This window comes from Luteibacter jiangsuensis (genome assembly GCF_030812295.1).
Classification (GTDB): Bacteria; Pseudomonadota; Gammaproteobacteria; order Xanthomonadales; family Rhodanobacteraceae; genus Luteibacter; species Luteibacter jiangsuensis_A.
In genome coordinates this window covers 219,273-234,286 of record NZ_JAUSSK010000003.1, presented here as the reverse complement: position 1 = coordinate 234,286, position 15,014 = coordinate 219,273, and the positions used below count along the sequence as shown (strand labels likewise).

Below are 15,014 nucleotides of genomic sequence, written 5' to 3'. Positions count from 1 at the left end.
CTAGAACCGCTGGCGTGGCGGCGGCCTGACGCCCCACGCCCAGAGCAGCACGAGCCCGGCGGCGAGGCCACCCAGGTGGGCGAAGTGGGCGACACCGGACAACGTGCCGGTGACGCCGAAGACCAGTTCGGCGACGCCATAAAGGGTGACGAAGAGCCAGGCCGGGATGCCGATCGGGATCGGGATCAACATCAGCTTCTCGCGCGGGAACAGCATCGCGAAAGCGCCGAGCAAGCCGAACACGGCACCGGACGCACCTACCGTCGGGTACATGCGGTCGGGCTCGAACAGGTACACCACCGCCAGTTGTGCCACCGCGGCGGCAACCAGGCATACGAAGTAATAGATCGTGAAGCGCCGCGTGCCCATCACCCGCTCGATCAGGCCGCCGAACATGTACAAGGCGTACATGTTCAACACGATGTGCATCACATTGCCATGCATGAAGCCATAGGTGATGAGCTGCCATGGACGGAAACCGATGCCCGCCACGCCCCCCGCGCCGAGATCGACGGCGATGTCGTGACCGAACGGCCACAAGGCGAACCAGCGCGTCAGCGCCAGGGTGTCCTGGTCTTGCAAGAGGTACTGCAGGGCGAACACCAGCACGTTCGCGATCAGCAGGTTCCGGGTCACCGGAGGCAGGTTGCTCGGCATCGGCGCGGCGTCAGGCGGCGAACGGCGTGGGTTGGAGAATCTCGATCCAGTACTGGTCGGGATCGCGGATGAAGGCGATATGGCGCATGCGCCCGTCGCTCAGCCGCTTCTGGAAGGTGACGCCGAGCGCCTCGAAGCGCGCGCACGCGGCTTCGACGTCGGGCACGCTCACACAGAGGTGGCCGAATCCGCGCGGCTCGCTGTTTCCATTGTGGTACGCGAAGGACGGGTCGTTTTCCGTGCCATGGTTGTGCGTCAGCTCGAGCACGCCCGGCTGCCGCAGCACCCACTCCTTTCGCGCATCGTCGTCATCGGGGATCACCCCCTGGTCGCCGACCAGCACGAGATAGACGATGGTGAAGGCCGCCTCCGCGAACACGCTCTTGTACACGGGCGTGAACCCCAGCACGCGCGTGTAGAAATCCAGCGACACGTCGAGGTCGCGCACACGGATCATCGTATGGTTGAAGACATAGCCACGGGTCGCCGCATCGGGTGTGGCGGTGACGCCGGGGAGCGACGTGAGGTCGGAGAGCGGCATGGGGCGATTCCTTGGGACAAGACCCAAGGGTGGCTGCGCCGGCGCCGCAATTCAAGCGGCGGGGCGGACGGTGTCAGGCGCGCCGCACGTTCCAGCGGTCCAGCGAGAGCAAAAGCAGCACCGCCGCGAGCGCCGCGTAGGCCGCGACGAACTGCCATACGAGGGATTGCGAGGCCACATCCAGCGCCCAGGGCAGGTAGACCGACCCGATCGGCTGCACCGAATGGATCAATCCGCATGCGGTAAACAGGCCACCCAGCGCCACGATGCCCGCCGCCTTGCGCACATGGCCGTCGATCATCGCCACCACGAAGCTGGCCCAGATCATCGAGGTGATGATGAAGCCATTGCCGAGGATCACGATCACCGCCATGGCCGACACCCCGTGGGTGCCGTCGGCATACAAGGCAGCGAAATGCGCCGGATCGACGATCGAAGGATCGCCGAGCTTGATCGCGACCATCCGTGCGATCGCCGGAAAGAAGCTGAAGACCACGGCGCCGGCATAACGCAACGGCGTCGCTTCGAAAGCCTGCGTGGTGATGCCGATGGAGACGAAGACGAGGATCGGCGCCAGCACGGCCACCGGCAGCAACTCGACGAGATTGGAGAGGTATCCGAATACCCCGCCCAACCCGATGACCAAGCCTGTGACCAGGGTGTATCCCGTGCGTGCGCCCATCGCCTTGTACGCCGGCTGGCCGATGTAGGGCGTGGTTTGCGCCACGCCGCCGCAGATACCCGCCACCAGCGTGGCCAACGCCTCGACCAGCAGGATGTCGCGCGTCGGATAGTCTTCCCCCGCCGCGCGGGCGCTTTCGGTGACATTGATGCCACCGACCACCATCAAGAGACCGAACGGCAGGATCAACGGCAGGTACGGAAGCGTCGCCGGCAGGCCCTGCACGAAGCCCAGGCTCGGCCACGGGAAGCCCAGGCGCCATTGCCACCCGGCCGGCGCGTGGTAGCCGGTTCCGAGCAACCCTGCCGGGCCAAGCCCGTAGTAAAGGATCACGCCAACCAGGAATGCGCCCAGCACACCGGGCATGCCGAACGGCAACCGCCGTTTCGCGACCAGGGCATAGAGCACGATGCCCAGGCCGGCGAAACCCACCACCGGCACGCGCAGGATCTCCACCAACGGCAGGAAGCCCATCAGCACCAGGGCGATACCGGCGATCGATCCGAGCAAGCCGGCCCTTGGCACCGTGCGCTGGACCCAGGCACCGAAGAACGAGAGCACGAACTTGAGCACGCCCATCACGACCAGCGAGGCCATGCCCAGGCGCCAGGTGGCCTCACCCGCCGCCATGGCATCCATGCCCGCCTGCCGATAGCCGACGAACGCCGGGCCCAGCACGAGCAGGGCCATGCCGATCGTGGTGGGCGCGTCGATACCTAGCGGCATGGCGGTGACATCCTGCCGGCCCGTGCGCGCGGCCAGACGATGCGCCATCCACGTGTAGGCCAGGTTGCCGAGCAGCACGCCCAGCGCCGTGCCCGGAAACATCCGGCGGAAGACGAGGTCCGCCGGCATGCCGAAGATGCCGATAAGCGCCGTGGCCATGAATGCCAACAAGGAGAGGTTGTCGACGACCAGGCCGAGGACACCGTTGAGGTCGCCAGCGCCGAAGCGGCGCCGCGAAGCCATGGGCGCGGCCATCAGAACGACACGTCCGCGGGCTGGGTCACGCGCAGCACCGATTGGTCGCCGGTCTTCGCTTTCCAGGCGGCGCGGATCGCATCCACGGCGGCGCGTTGCGCGGGGGCATCGGCGTAGAGGAGGACGACGAGCTTCGACCGCAGGCGTTCCGGCCGCGACTGGTTCGCACCCTGCCACTGTCCGTAGGCGTCGATGACGGTCAATCCACTCGGAAAGCGCGGCGTCACCTCGTTGTCGAGAAAGGCGCGCCAGGCTGCTTCGTCCACGCCGTCGTGGCCGCCTGCCGGCCCGAGGCCGAAATATAGCTCGGTACGCACCCATCCCTGCGCGCTTCCCGGATGTGCCGCATCGCCACTGAGCGTGGCGCCGCCCGCATTCGGCCCCATGGACGTGGCGCAACCCGCCGATGCGAGCAACGAGGCGGCCAGGAACAAACCGGCAAGCAACTTCATGTGAACCCCTAGGAATGACATCGAACGGACGTCCATACGGCCAGGCGTCCAGCTGTCGGCACAGCGTACACCGCAACGCAACAAATGGGGCGGCGCGGGCTCGGCTTCGCCCTCGCGTTCGTCGTGTGCGTGGCGGGGGAGCTGCCGGGTGCCACCCTCGGCGCGACGTGTGGAACCGAGGAGCGCCGGGCGACAAGGCCCGTCAGGGGGCCGGCCTGGACGGCCGGCCGTTTTCGCTGAGCCACGGAGGGCGAATCGAAAACCCCGTTGTGGGAGCCGACCTTGTCGGCGATCCCGCGGCAACGGGCCAGGTTGTGGCAAGCACCCATCGCCGACAGGGTCGGCTCCCACCAGGCGCACAAAAAAAGAGCCCGGCTTTCGCCGGGCTCCTTTTTTTACAGCTACTACCGATCTTGCAAGGATTACTGCTGAACCTGCAGTTCCGTGCGACGGTTGCGAGCGCGGCCTTCGGCCGTGTCGTTCGTGTCGATCGGGTTGTTCTCGCCGTGGCCGATCGGGCCTTCCAGACGATCCGCACCGATGCCGTGCGAGGTCAGGTAGTCGAACACGATCTTCGCGCGACGCTCGGACAGGCCCTGGTTGTACGCATCCTTACCGACGCTATCCGTGTAACCGGCAACCGTGACCTTGACCTGCGGGTAACGCTGCAGGGTGTCGACAGCCTGGTCGAGGACGCCCAGCGATTCGCTGGTCGGCTCCTGCAGGGTCGGCCCGATGTTCGTCTCGCCCTTCTTCGGACGATCGAACTTGAAGTTGACGCCGCGCAGGTCGATGACGACCTTCTGCGGGCAACCATCCGGACCGACGATCGTGCCAGCCGGAGTGGCCGGGCACTTGTCGTCGCAATCGTTCACACCGTCGCCATCGCTGTCGAGGGTCGAGCAATCCGGAGCGGCCGGAGCCGGAGCAGCGGCGGGAGCCGGGGCAGCCGGCGGCTCGCCGAAGCGCGAGACGATCGAGAAGCCGAGGAACCAGTCACCGTAGCCGTTCTCGCTGTCGGTGGTCTTGTCGTCCCAGTCGTAGCGATAGCCGGCTTCCACGCGGAAGTCGGAGCTGTCGGTGATGGTCTTGGACACGCCGACACCAAGTTCGGCGGCCGGGGACCAGCCGTTGTCCGACGGGTTGTGGTGGTACGAGCCCATCACGCCGGCCAGCAGGTACGGACGCCAGCTGTCCCACGCACCAGCGTAGAAGCGGGCGGCAACGCCGTAGCTGTTGTTCGACCAATGGCCAACGCCATCGTTATCGCGTTTGGTGCGATCGGCGAAGATGTCGATCGACGCGTTGTTCGAGATGAACTTGCCGAAGCCCAGGCCGTAGTAAACCTGGCGGCTGTTGGTGTTGCGATCGGTGTCGTTGTAGTAACCGCCAACCGTCGGGGCGATGTACCAGCGGCCGTCATAGCCGTTACCCGCCGTGTCGGCGGATTCCTGCGCGTGAACGGCACCCACGCCGCCCAGGGCCAAGCCGATCAGCAAAAACAAGCCCTTACGTTTCATCGGTGTCTCCTCATTATTGGTATTCGCGTCCGCGCTCCACCCCAGACGGAAATCGCGCGTAGAACTCTTGTCGAATCCGGGGACTTCGGCCGTCCCTCGCTTTGATACCCCTTCAACGGGCGGCGGCAGTTTAGCAAAAATCAAACAATTGAGCACCTGCCAAAAACCGCCGTTCATACTTGAGTCACGGCCATTATCAAGCCGTGAAGAGTGTCATGAACTCGTGAATGGGCATGGAGTCGAGTGTTTCGGCCGAATGGGTGACCGCCAGGACCTTCTCGACGCGCTCCGCGGGAAGCTCGGCCCGCAGGGCTGCCTCGAACTTCTTCAGCAGAACGGGGATGCCCTCGGCCCGCCGCTTGCGGTGCCCGATCGGGAAATCGATGGAGACTTTTTCGGTATGCGAGCCATCCTTGAAGAACACCTGGACCGAATTGCCGATGTAACGCTTTTCGGGGTCGAAGTAATCCCTGGTGAATTGCGGATTTTCCACCACGGTCATTTTGTCGCGCAGGGCATCGATACGCGGATCGGCGGCTACGGAATCGTTGTAATCGTCGGCGGTGAGACGGCCGAAAATGAGCGGTACGGCCACCATGTACTGGATGCAATGGTCGCGGTCGGCGTAGTTGGCCAGCGGCCCGGTCTTGTCGATGATCCGGCAGCCAGCCTCCTGGGTCTCGATGACCACCTTCTCGACCTCGTCGAGACGGCCGGCCACCTGGGTGTGCAGGGCCATGGCGCATTCCACGGCGGTCTGCGCATGGAACTCGGCTGGAAAGCTGATCTTGAACAGCACGTTCTCCATCACGTAGCTGCCGAAGGGGCGCTCGAACTCGAAGGCATTACCCTTGAAGGCCACATCGTAGAAGCCCCAGGTCTTCGCCGTGAGCGCCGAGGGATAGCCCACCACGTTCCGGTAGACGGCGTTGATGGCATGGGTGACGGCGCGGCGGCAGGCGTCGCCGGCGGCCCAGCTCTTGCGCGGGCCGGTGTTGGGCGCGTGGCGGTAGGTGCGCAAGGCGCCGTTGTCGATCCAGCTGTGCGAGACGGCCGTGGTGATCTGCTCCTTGTCGCCACCCAGCATCGCCGTGGCGACTGCCGTGGAGGCAAGGCGGACCAGGATCACGTGGTCCTGGCCGACGCGGTTGAAGCTGTTCTTGAGCGCATAGCAACCCTGGATTTCATGGGCCTTGATCGCATAGCCGAGCACGTCGCGCACGGTGAGCGGCTTGCCACCCTCCTTCACCGCCTTGCGCGAAAGGTAGTCGGCGACGGCCAGGATCGCGCCGAGGTTGTCCGACGGATGGCCCCATTCCGCCGCCAGCCAGGTGTCGTTGAAATCCAGGTAGCGGATCTGGGTACCGATGGCGAAGGCCGCCTGGACCGGGTCCAGTTCGTGCGAGGTGAACGGCACACGCGTGCCGCCGGGCAGGACGGCGCCCGGAACGACCGGCCCCAGGTGCTTGACGCAGTCCGGGAACTTCATCGCCAGCGCCGAACAGGCCAGCGAGTCCAGAAGCATGTAGCGCGCGGTGTCGTAGGCCTCCTGCGAGTCGACCTTGTAGTCGGCCACGTAGTTGGCGATGTCCACCAGCGGCTGGTCCGGATCGGGACGCGTGGCGGAACGGATATCGTGTGCGCTCATGGACTTCACTCGCGAAAGGTTGGGGTAGCCGGCGATTTTAACCGGTGAGCCCCCATGCATGTCTTGCCGCGCTGCATCCCAACAGCCACAATGCGGCCTATTACAACCCAAAGGGGAGTAGTTCCGCGGGAGCATCATGGCTCCCGTGCGCGACGATCGTCAGTACGGGCGCCCCACGCGCCCCGGTCATCGCGGCGGCTTCGCGCCGGGAACGAGACTTTTGCGGTGACGACGGGCGCGCGTACCCGTCGCTGCCGCATTGGTCCACACAGCGCGCGAAGGGTCTCACCGCATGGATTTCCTTACTCCTGAATTCTTTTCCGGCCTCGCCGCCATCATCCTGCTCGACCTGGTATTGGCCGGCGACAACGCGATCGTGATCGCGCTGGCCGCTCGCAACCTTCCCCGCCACCTGCAAAAGAAAGCCGTGTTCTGGGGCACGTTCGGCGCCATCGCCTTGCGCATCGTCCTTACCTTCGCGGTGATCTGGCTGCTGAAGCTCCCGGGCCTGATGCTGGCGGGCGGCATACTGCTGTTGCCCATCGCCTGGAAACTGCTCAAGCACGAGGAGCACGATCCGAACATCACCGCCGCTTCCAGCTTCTGGGCGGCCATACGCACCATCGTCGTCGCCGATGCCCTGATGGGCCTGGACAACGTGCTGGCGATCGCCGGCGCCGCCAAGGGCCACATGGGCCTGGTGGTGCTCGGCCTGGCCATCAGCGTGCCGCTGGTGGTCTGGGGCTCCACGCTGATCCTGAAGCTGATCGAGCGCTTTCCGATCGTCGTCTACATCGGCGCGGGCGCCATCGCCTGGACAGCCGCCCGCATGATCGCCCACGACCACCTGGTGGCACCGTGGTTCGACGCCCGCGCCTGGGCCCCGTGGCTGCTCGACGTGATCCTGGTAGCCGGTATCTGCGGCGGCGGTTGGCTTTGGGCGCGCCGCGCCCAGCGCAGGGCGCTCGCCTGAGCAAGTACTGAAAAATCGCCACGGGGCAAGAAGCGCCCTGGTGGGAGCCGACGCTGTCGGCGATGGGTGCTTGCCTCCCTCCGGCCCGCTGCCGCGGGATCGCCGACAGGTCGGCTCCCACCAGAAGACAGGCCGCCTCGCGGCGGCCTTGGGATTCCCCCCGGCGAGGCGGCCGGCACGGAGCCGGTTCGCCATCCGGACGGTCAGAAGCGGAAACGGACGTACGCGGCAGGCCCGTTGAGCTTCATGTCGAGATCGAGGTCGTAATTGCGCTTGTCCTGGTGCAGCTTGATCTTCGTGTACGCGTACTCCGCGCCAAAGCCGACGTTCTGCCACGGGAACCACTCCACGCCGAGCGCCGCATCCCATATGTGGCCATTGAGCGAGCCGCCGTTCTTCTTCACCCCGGACGCGTTGAAATACATGCGCCACTGGTCGTTGAACGCATGCCGCCAGCCAAGCTGCAAGTTGGGCGCCCATGCATTGGTGTCGGTGGCCGATCCGTCCTGGAAGGTCTGGCCGGCCACCGTGGCCGTGCCATAGATGCTCGCCTTGACCTTGTAGTACGCCGCGCCCAGGCCCACGCCGAATACATCGTCGCCCGTACCGAACCACCATTTGTACGCTGCGCTGCCGAAGGTGAACTTGAGATCGCCCTTCACGCGCGCGCTCGCGGCGATGGGATTACCGAGGAAGTTGATCTGCTCGGACAGCGTCTTGGAGTGCGAGCGGTCGACCTCGTAGTAGTCGAAGGCGAAACCCTGGTGCTCGCCGATCAGGAAGTCCAGGCGGACACGAGGCACGGTCTTGTGCTTCTTGAAGTCGAGGTCGTCCTCGAGGTTCACGTCACCGCTGGTGTTGAAGATGCCCGTGTTCGCACCGATCGTCGTGTCGTTGCTGGTGTAGTAGCCGCCCACCCACACGCTGACGTTGTCCAGCGCCGGCGACTGGGATTTCTTGTTGCTGTCCTGCGCATGCGCTGCGGCTCCCAGGACGGCTAGCGAAGCGATGGCGAGGCCCGCGGTGGCCTTGGCGTAACGATGTGGACGTGCGTGCATGTAGAACTCCCTGCAAAGTTTGTGTGTTCTAACCCCCGCGAAATCTTAACGATCCATGATGTGTGCATCGCGTGCACGGGAACCCGCGCGTGTTCGAAACGCGTTCAGGTGGAGTGGGTGAAACGGATGTGAACCTACAACGTAATGGGGACGCGCACCGTGATCGTCGTATCCGGTGTATCGCCGGTCACGCCCACGCCGAGCGTCACGTTCAACGTTTCCTTGTCGTTGAAGCGGTAGGAGCCACCGACCAGCAGCGAGCCGAGGGTCACCCGCGCGGAGCCGGGCAAAGCATGGTCGTTCTGCGTGGTGCGGCCGACGAACGCCTGGTCGTAGCCGATGCTGATCGACGCCTTCTCGTTCAAGGACAAGCCCATGCCGATGCTGATGTCGGCGATGTCGCCTGCCTTCACGTCGCCGAGGAACTGCTTGCCGGCAAGAAGTACGTTACGGCTGACGTTCTTCCGCTCGAAATTATGCAGGTAACTGAGGTTGCCGAAGAACACCACCGGATCGGATGGGTACAGCCAGGTAACGCCCAGCTGTGCCGAGTAGAAGCCCGACCCCGTCGGGTTGCGCAATGGCAGCCCCGTGCCGGTGAAGTTCTCCACGCAGCGCGTCACGCAGTCGCTGGTGACTTCGAAGGGATCGCGGCCCGTTCGCGACTTGGCGCGGAACCAGCCGACGTAATACGGCTTGTCCGCACCACCGTCGTTGATCTGGTAACGCAACGTGGCCTCGATGTCGCCGAGGCCCTTGCCGCTCGTGGTGAAGAGGCGATCCTGTGCCGTACCGGTGAAGATCTCGCGGCTGATCGTGTCTGTGTGTATGTCGACGTATGGAATGCGTACTTCGACCTCCATGCGATTGGTGAGGCCGTAGCGGAACGCCACCGCGCCTGTCTGCGTGGTGGTCTTCACCTGGCGCACGTCGACCAGGCCGATCAGGATCGCGGGAATCACCGTGTAGCCGACCAGGGCCACGCGGTCACTCGACGAATAACCGTACTGATAGGAAGGTTCGACGATCAGCTTGCCCTTGGGCGTGAGCACGCCGGGCTGGTCGAAGATCGGGGCGACCTCGGGCGGACGTTCATCCGTTTCCGGCCGGCGTCCCACGGGCTGCGTGGCGACCACCTGCCCGGAACTTCCCGCCGGAGGCGCGCCGGGCGGTGGCGCGCCCGGGACCTCCTGCCCCGGCGTGGCCTGCGCGCGCGGGTCGGCAAGCGCGGCGGAACCGCCGCGCGCCTCTTCCAGCGCGTTGAGGCCGACCGCCTTGCGCAGGTCGTTGTAGTTCATTTCCTGCACGGCCAGCTCGCGCTTCATCTGCTCGAGTTCGGCGAGCTGTTCCGCCATGCGGCTACGCATCGCATCGATGCGCCTGCCTTGCGCGTCTATCTTCTCGCGCAAGACCGGATCGATGGTGGCCTCCTGCGCGAGACAGGCGCCGATCCACATCGGAAGCACCGCGAATGCCAGGGCACCCGCGCACGTCTTAGCCTGCATCACCCTGCCATTGCGATACATGCGTCAATTCCCCCGGAACTGGATCACCGCGTCTTGGACCGACTCCGCCATGCGGACGTTTTCGAGCATCCGCGCACTGTTGACCGACGCGTCGATGGTGGTGGTGGCCGTGATGGCCTGGTTGTCGAGCGAGTTCTGCACGATGAGGCCTGGCAGCGCTGAATTCGGCAGCGCGGCCGAGACGGTCGCCAGGGTCGTCGTCGCACCGTCGGACGCCGGCGTGGAAGCGCTCGTGCCCTGCACCGAGGATGCCGGCACCGTGCCCGCCATGCCCCCGGCCCCGTTGGTGACGACGGTGGTTCGCAACGCATCCTGCAGGGCAGCCGCCTGTTCCCGGGTGATGTTCGCGATGTCGGGAACGGTGATGGTCGTGCGCATCGTTTCCATGCCGTTGATCAGCACGGTTCGCTGTAGCGCGAACGACGCACGCAAGTTGTCACCGAGATCGAACCCGCCACGGATACGGTCCAGGCGCACGTCGGACACGCTCCGGTTCGCGGGAAAATCGGCGGCTTCGCCAGTGGCGCAGGCACCGCCGAGGGTGATCGCGATGATCAGTATTCGTGTTTTCATATGTCCCCCGGACCGCGCTTGGGCATCACCAGTGGCTCTAGCCCATTGCGTTGGATGCCGTCTCCGATGGGTGCCGCGGGAGCGACCGCCCAGTCGCGTGGACTGTTGAAGATGGCGCGGTCACGCTGGTTGTGGATGACGAAAACGACGCGGTTGTTCCACATCGCGTCGAATCGCCGCCTGGACATGGCGCGTGTGCCCCGGGCTGGATCGCCCACCAGTACGCGGCCGTTCTTGTAACCCTTCACCACGACGAAGTGGTGATAGCCGCGTTCGTTGATCAATACGATCGCGGGGACGCCCTCATTGTCGAGCTTCTCCAGCGGCACCTCGAAGCCATCGGCCTCGAAGCCACGAGAGGCGAGGAATCGTTTGATGTCCAGCAACGAGAACCCTTCCTTGCCGATCTTCGCGCGATCGCCATGGGTGAACATCACATCGAACGCGGACTGCTCGTCGACCGGGTAGCCATACTGGTAAGTCAACAGCGTGGCGACGGCGGCGGAGCCGCAACTGAAGTCGTATTTCTGCCGGATCGTGTTGCGGAAGCGCGCCTCCTTCAGGCTCGTCATCCGCACCGGATACGAAGTACCGGGGCTGGTCTGTACCTCCGCCTTCATCGCCGGCACGGCAGGCGCCGCGACGACGAGAAAGAGAGCGAGGGCACAGGCGGCCTTCATGGATTCATCCGCACGTTGACGATGGTGGAGTTCTGGATCAGCACGTTGTTACCGGAGTTCTGGATCACCGTCGGCAAGCCCGCCGAATTGTCGAAAGCGCTGCCCGAGACGACATTGCCTCCGCTGATCGTGTTCTTCGCCTCGGTGTCGCTCATCGTGCCGTTGAGCGTCTGCTGATTGATGTTGTTCGTGGTCCCGCTGCCTCCGGTCATGGCCTGCAGCTGTTCGAGGGAAGTGGCCTGGCCGAACGCGGCCGGTGGCGGTTCACTAGCGGGAGGCGTGGCGTACGCCGTTCCGCCGACGCAAGCCAGGGCAATCAGGGCCAGTGCCCGGCGCGCCCGATGTTCGTATTGCTGCCGCATGGGTGTTCTCCTGAAGGTCCTGGTGCTTCCCTTCGGATGACCACGGAGCGCCGGAGCGCCCCGTGGTTCCCTTTGCTACCGGTCCAGCCGTTACGGAGCCGAACCCACGCTCAGGTTGGCCTGGACATTCACGCCCTGCTGGATCAACGACGCCGCGCCACTGTTCTGCGCGAAGTTGGAGATGCCGGCGGCTGCCGCGCCCGCGCTGCCCATGCTGTTGGACATGTCGAACGCACCCGCATCGGCATAGGCCGTGCCACCCGCGCCGCCGGCGCCGCCATCGGCACCCGAGCCAGCACCACCCGTACCCGACGCGCCCGCGCCGCCCGCACCGCCTTCGCCACCGGCCGCCATCGCCGTGCCGCCTGCGCCGCCCGTGCCGGTTCCACCCGCGGCCGTTGCGGTCGCGTCGCCGGAGGTTCCCGCGCCGCCCGTGCTGGCGCTTGCGCCACCGGTGCTGGCCGTGGATCCGCCGGTCGCCGTGTCGGCACCCGCACCGCGCGCATTCGCCCTGCCACCGTCGCCGTTGGCGTTGCCGCCATCGCCGGAACCGTCGCCGCCCGCGGAGGCGGTCAACGCACCCGCGTCGCCGCTCGAAGCGGAACCGTCGCCACCGACCGCACCGCGTGCACGCGCGTTGCCGCCGTCACCGCCGGATCCGCCCGTGCCGCCGTAACCGACCGCACCGTAGCCGTCGCCGCCGCTGCCGCCGCGTCCGCCGTTGGCGTCACCCAGGTTACGGGCGATGTTGCCGATGCCGCTCACGCCTACGTTGCTGACGCTTCCGTTGAGCACGGTGTACGAGATGGCGTTGGTGGTGTTGAACGATCCGGACGTGGTGTCGGTCCGGCTGTGGGTCGAGCTGTCCGTATAGGTGGAGCTATCGGAGTACTGCACGGCAATCGATCTGCGCTGCGCGCTGGCACCCGAGGATCCGGTCTGGGTGTCGTCGGCCATGGCCGGCATGGCAAATCCGATGGCGAGGCAGATCGCCGTGGCAATAAGAGTCTTACGCATGGGAGAGTCTCCTGTGAGCGACGCGGAACCCCTGTTTTTTCGGGATGACCGGACGTCCTGCCAACGCACCGGGTGAAAGAACGGAGCAAGTTGCGTGCCTTCGGCAGTCAGGCTCGCAAGAACCTGCTGCCATGCGGATTTAGCGCTTTCCAGGCGCTGAACGAAGGGCCTTTCGTGTAAAGGCGGCGATACACGCCGTAACGCCGCTGGGGCGGCTTGGTCCTCGCTGCTGCGCCCGCCCTTGCCGCCGACGCCGGTTACGACGATCATTCGAACGATCGTTTGAACCGGAGCCTCCCATGGCCTATCCGCACCTGCTCGCCCCGCTCGACCTGGGTTTCACCACCTTGCGCAATCGCGTCCTCATGGGCTCGATGCATACGGGGCTGGAAGACAAGGCCGCGGATTACGACAAGCTCGCCGCGTTCTTCGCCGAACGCGCGCGTGGCGGCGTGGGCCTCATCGTCACCGGTGGCATCGCGCCAAACATCGAGGGCTGGCTGAAGCCGATGTCGGGGACGATGTCGATGCCCTGGCACGTCAGCCGGCATCGCAAGGTCACCCGCGCGGTGCATGCCGAGGGCGGGAAGATCTGCATGCAGATCCTGCATGCGGGGCGCTACGCCTATCAACCGCTTTCCGTGGCGCCGTCGAGGATCAAGTCCCCGATCACCCCCTTCACGCCGCGCGCGCTTTCCGCACGAGGCGTGGAGCGCAGCATCGATGCCTTCGTACGCAGCGCGAAGCTGGCGCGCGATGCCGGGTACGACGGCGTCGAGGTCATGGGTTCGGAAGGTTACCTGATCAACCAGTTCCTCACTCCGCGCACCAACAAACGCACGGACCGCTGGGGTGGCTCGGCTGAGAACCGCATGCGTTTTCCGATCGAGATCGTGCGCCGCATGCGTGAGGCGCTGGGCAGGGATTTCATCATCGTCTACCGGCTGTCCATGCTCGACCTGGTGGACGAATCGCAGTCCTGGACCGATATCGTCACGCTCGGCAAGGCCATCGAAGCAGCGGGCGCGACCATCATCAACACGGGTATCGGCTGGCACGAGGCGCGCGTTCCCACCATCGTGACCAGCGTCCCGCGCGGCGCGTTCACCTGGGTGACGCGGCGCATGAAGGGTGAAGTGGGCATTCCCCTGGTGACCACCAACCGGATCAACATGCCGGATGTCGCCGAACGCATCCTGGCGCAGGGCGACGCCGACATGGTCTCGATGGCGCGGCCGCTGCTGGCCGATCCGGAATGGGTGAACAAAGCCAGTGCGGCGCGTCCCGAAGCGATCAACACCTGCATCGCCTGCAACCAGGCATGCCTCGATCACGTATTCGAGAATCGCCGCGCGTCGTGCCTGGTGAATCCACGTGCATGCCACGAAACCGAGCTGAAGATCCTGCCCACCACGACGAGGAAGCGCGTGGCTGTCGTCGGCGCGGGGCCCGCCGGCCTCGCCGCCGCGACCACGCTCGCCGAACGTGGCCATACGGTGACCCTTTTCGATCGCGCCACGGAAATCGGCGGACAGTTCAACATGGCCAGGCGCATTCCCGGCAAGGAGGAATTCAGCGAAACGCTGCGCTACTTCAATCATCGTCTCGATGCCACCGGCGTGCAGCGCCGGCTGGGCACGCCGGCGACCGTGGATGCCCTCGCCGATGGCGGTTTCGATACCGTCATCCTCGCCACGGGCGTGCTGCCGCGCGCGCTGGATCTTCCCGGAGCCACCCATGAAAAAGTCTTGAGCTACCTCGATGTCTTGCAGGCCGATGCGCCCGTCGGCAAGAAGGTGGCGATCATCGGCGCTGGCGGCATCGGTTTCGACGTGGCGGAGTTCCTCAGCGAAGCGGCGCCCTCCCCCACCACGGATATCGGCCGGTGGACGAAGGAATGGGGCGTCGACATGAGCATGGCGACGCCGGGCGGCCTGATGCCCGCACAGCCGGAAAAGCCGGAGCGACAGATCTGGTTGCTACAGCGAAGCGCCGGCCGTCCGGGCGGCAGGCTCAACAAGACGTCGGGTTGGGTGCACCGTGCGACCCTGAAGAACAAACGGGTGCAGATGATCGGTGGCGTGACCTACGAACGCATCGACGACCAAGGGTTGCACGTGGTGATCGACGGGCGGCCACAGGTGCTGGACGTGGACAACGTCATCGTCTGCGCGGGCCAGGAACCGAACCGGGAGTTGCACGACGCATTGATCGCGCGCGGCCTGGACGTCCGCCTGGTCGGCGGCGCGGATGTCGCCGCCGAACTGGACGCGAAACGTGCGATCGACAAGGCCACCCGCCTGTCGGCGGCGCTTTAACCGCCGACAGCGACCTAGGCGGGAGC

At 65.5% G+C, this 15,014-nt stretch carries 14 protein-coding genes; 2 read left to right on the top strand and 12 right to left on the bottom strand.

All coding sequences use genetic code 11. From position 1 onward, the window contains the following. The 6 genes from J2T07_RS11235 to J2T07_RS11210 form a co-directional block, all read right to left on the bottom strand. Window positions 1-657 (bottom strand): rhomboid family intramembrane serine protease, encoded by a 657-nt coding sequence (locus J2T07_RS11235; RefSeq protein WP_306849998.1) that lies wholly within the window; start codon window positions 655-657, stop codon window positions 1-3. Between the two features lie 10 nt (window positions 658-667). Continuing rightward, complete coding sequence (gloA, locus tag J2T07_RS11230; protein WP_306849996.1) at window positions 668-1,198, bottom strand: lactoylglutathione lyase; 531 nt, start codon at window positions 1,196-1,198, stop codon at window positions 668-670. A 73-nt stretch (window positions 1,199-1,271) separates the two neighbouring features. Beyond that, window positions 1,272-2,861 carry a hypothetical protein gene (locus J2T07_RS11225; RefSeq protein ID WP_306849994.1) on the bottom strand — a complete coding sequence of 530 codons (1,590 nt, stop codon included), beginning with the start codon at window positions 2,859-2,861 and terminating at the stop codon, window positions 1,272-1,274. Then, window positions 2,861-3,313 (bottom strand): DUF3574 domain-containing protein, encoded by a 453-nt coding sequence (locus J2T07_RS11220; protein ID WP_306849992.1) that lies wholly within the window; start codon window positions 3,311-3,313, stop codon window positions 2,861-2,863. Before J2T07_RS11220 ends, J2T07_RS11225 begins: the two co-directional genes overlap by 1 nt. Window positions 3,314-3,735: 422 nt before the next feature. Further along, window positions 3,736-4,833, bottom strand: a complete 1,098-nt coding sequence (locus tag J2T07_RS11215) for an OmpA family protein (RefSeq protein WP_306849990.1) — start codon at window positions 4,831-4,833, stop codon at window positions 3,736-3,738. Window positions 4,834-5,029: 196 nt separating this feature from the next. After that, the gene (locus J2T07_RS11210; protein WP_306849988.1) at window positions 5,030-6,481 is read right to left on the bottom strand and encodes a bifunctional 2-methylcitrate dehydratase/aconitate hydratase; all 1,452 of its coding nucleotides are present in this window, start codon (window positions 6,479-6,481) and stop codon (window positions 5,030-5,032) included. 292 nt (window positions 6,482-6,773) lie between these two features. On the opposite strand from J2T07_RS11210, the gene J2T07_RS11205 reads away from it, so the two are divergent. Further along, window positions 6,774-7,454: a TerC family protein gene (locus J2T07_RS11205; RefSeq protein ID WP_306849986.1), complete on the top strand. Its 681-nt coding sequence runs from the start codon at window positions 6,774-6,776 to the stop codon at window positions 7,452-7,454. 203 nt (window positions 7,455-7,657) lie between these two features. Here the strand turns inward: J2T07_RS11205 and J2T07_RS11200 are convergent, their stop codons facing one another. From J2T07_RS11200 to J2T07_RS11175, 6 genes are all read right to left on the bottom strand, one after another. After that, window positions 7,658-8,512 (bottom strand): hypothetical protein, encoded by an 855-nt coding sequence (locus tag J2T07_RS11200; protein ID WP_306849984.1) that lies wholly within the window; start codon window positions 8,510-8,512, stop codon window positions 7,658-7,660. 134 nt (window positions 8,513-8,646) lie between these two features. Then, window positions 8,647-10,038, bottom strand: a complete 1,392-nt coding sequence (locus tag J2T07_RS11195) for an acetate kinase (protein WP_306849983.1) — start codon at window positions 10,036-10,038, stop codon at window positions 8,647-8,649. A 3-nt stretch (window positions 10,039-10,041) separates the two neighbouring features. After that, complete coding sequence (locus J2T07_RS11190) at window positions 10,042-10,611, bottom strand: hypothetical protein (RefSeq protein ID WP_306849981.1); 570 nt, start codon at window positions 10,609-10,611, stop codon at window positions 10,042-10,044. Further along, complete coding sequence (locus tag J2T07_RS11185) at window positions 10,608-11,291, bottom strand: C39 family peptidase (RefSeq protein WP_306849979.1); 684 nt, start codon at window positions 11,289-11,291, stop codon at window positions 10,608-10,610. The genes J2T07_RS11190 and J2T07_RS11185 overlap by 4 nt, the downstream gene beginning before the upstream one ends. Then, window positions 11,288-11,653: a hypothetical protein gene (locus tag J2T07_RS11180; RefSeq protein WP_306849977.1), complete on the bottom strand. Its 366-nt coding sequence runs from the start codon at window positions 11,651-11,653 to the stop codon at window positions 11,288-11,290. Before J2T07_RS11180 ends, J2T07_RS11185 begins: the two co-directional genes overlap by 4 nt. A gap of 90 nt (window positions 11,654-11,743) precedes the next feature. Beyond that, complete coding sequence (locus J2T07_RS11175; protein WP_306849975.1) at window positions 11,744-12,670, bottom strand: hypothetical protein; 927 nt, start codon at window positions 12,668-12,670, stop codon at window positions 11,744-11,746. A gap of 299 nt (window positions 12,671-12,969) precedes the next feature. Between J2T07_RS11175 and J2T07_RS11170 the strand changes: the two genes are divergently transcribed. After that, window positions 12,970-14,988, top strand: coding sequence for an NADPH-dependent 2,4-dienoyl-CoA reductase (locus J2T07_RS11170; RefSeq protein WP_306849973.1), 2,019 nt, complete (start codon window positions 12,970-12,972; stop codon window positions 14,986-14,988). Window positions 14,989-15,014: the final 26 nt, after the last annotated feature.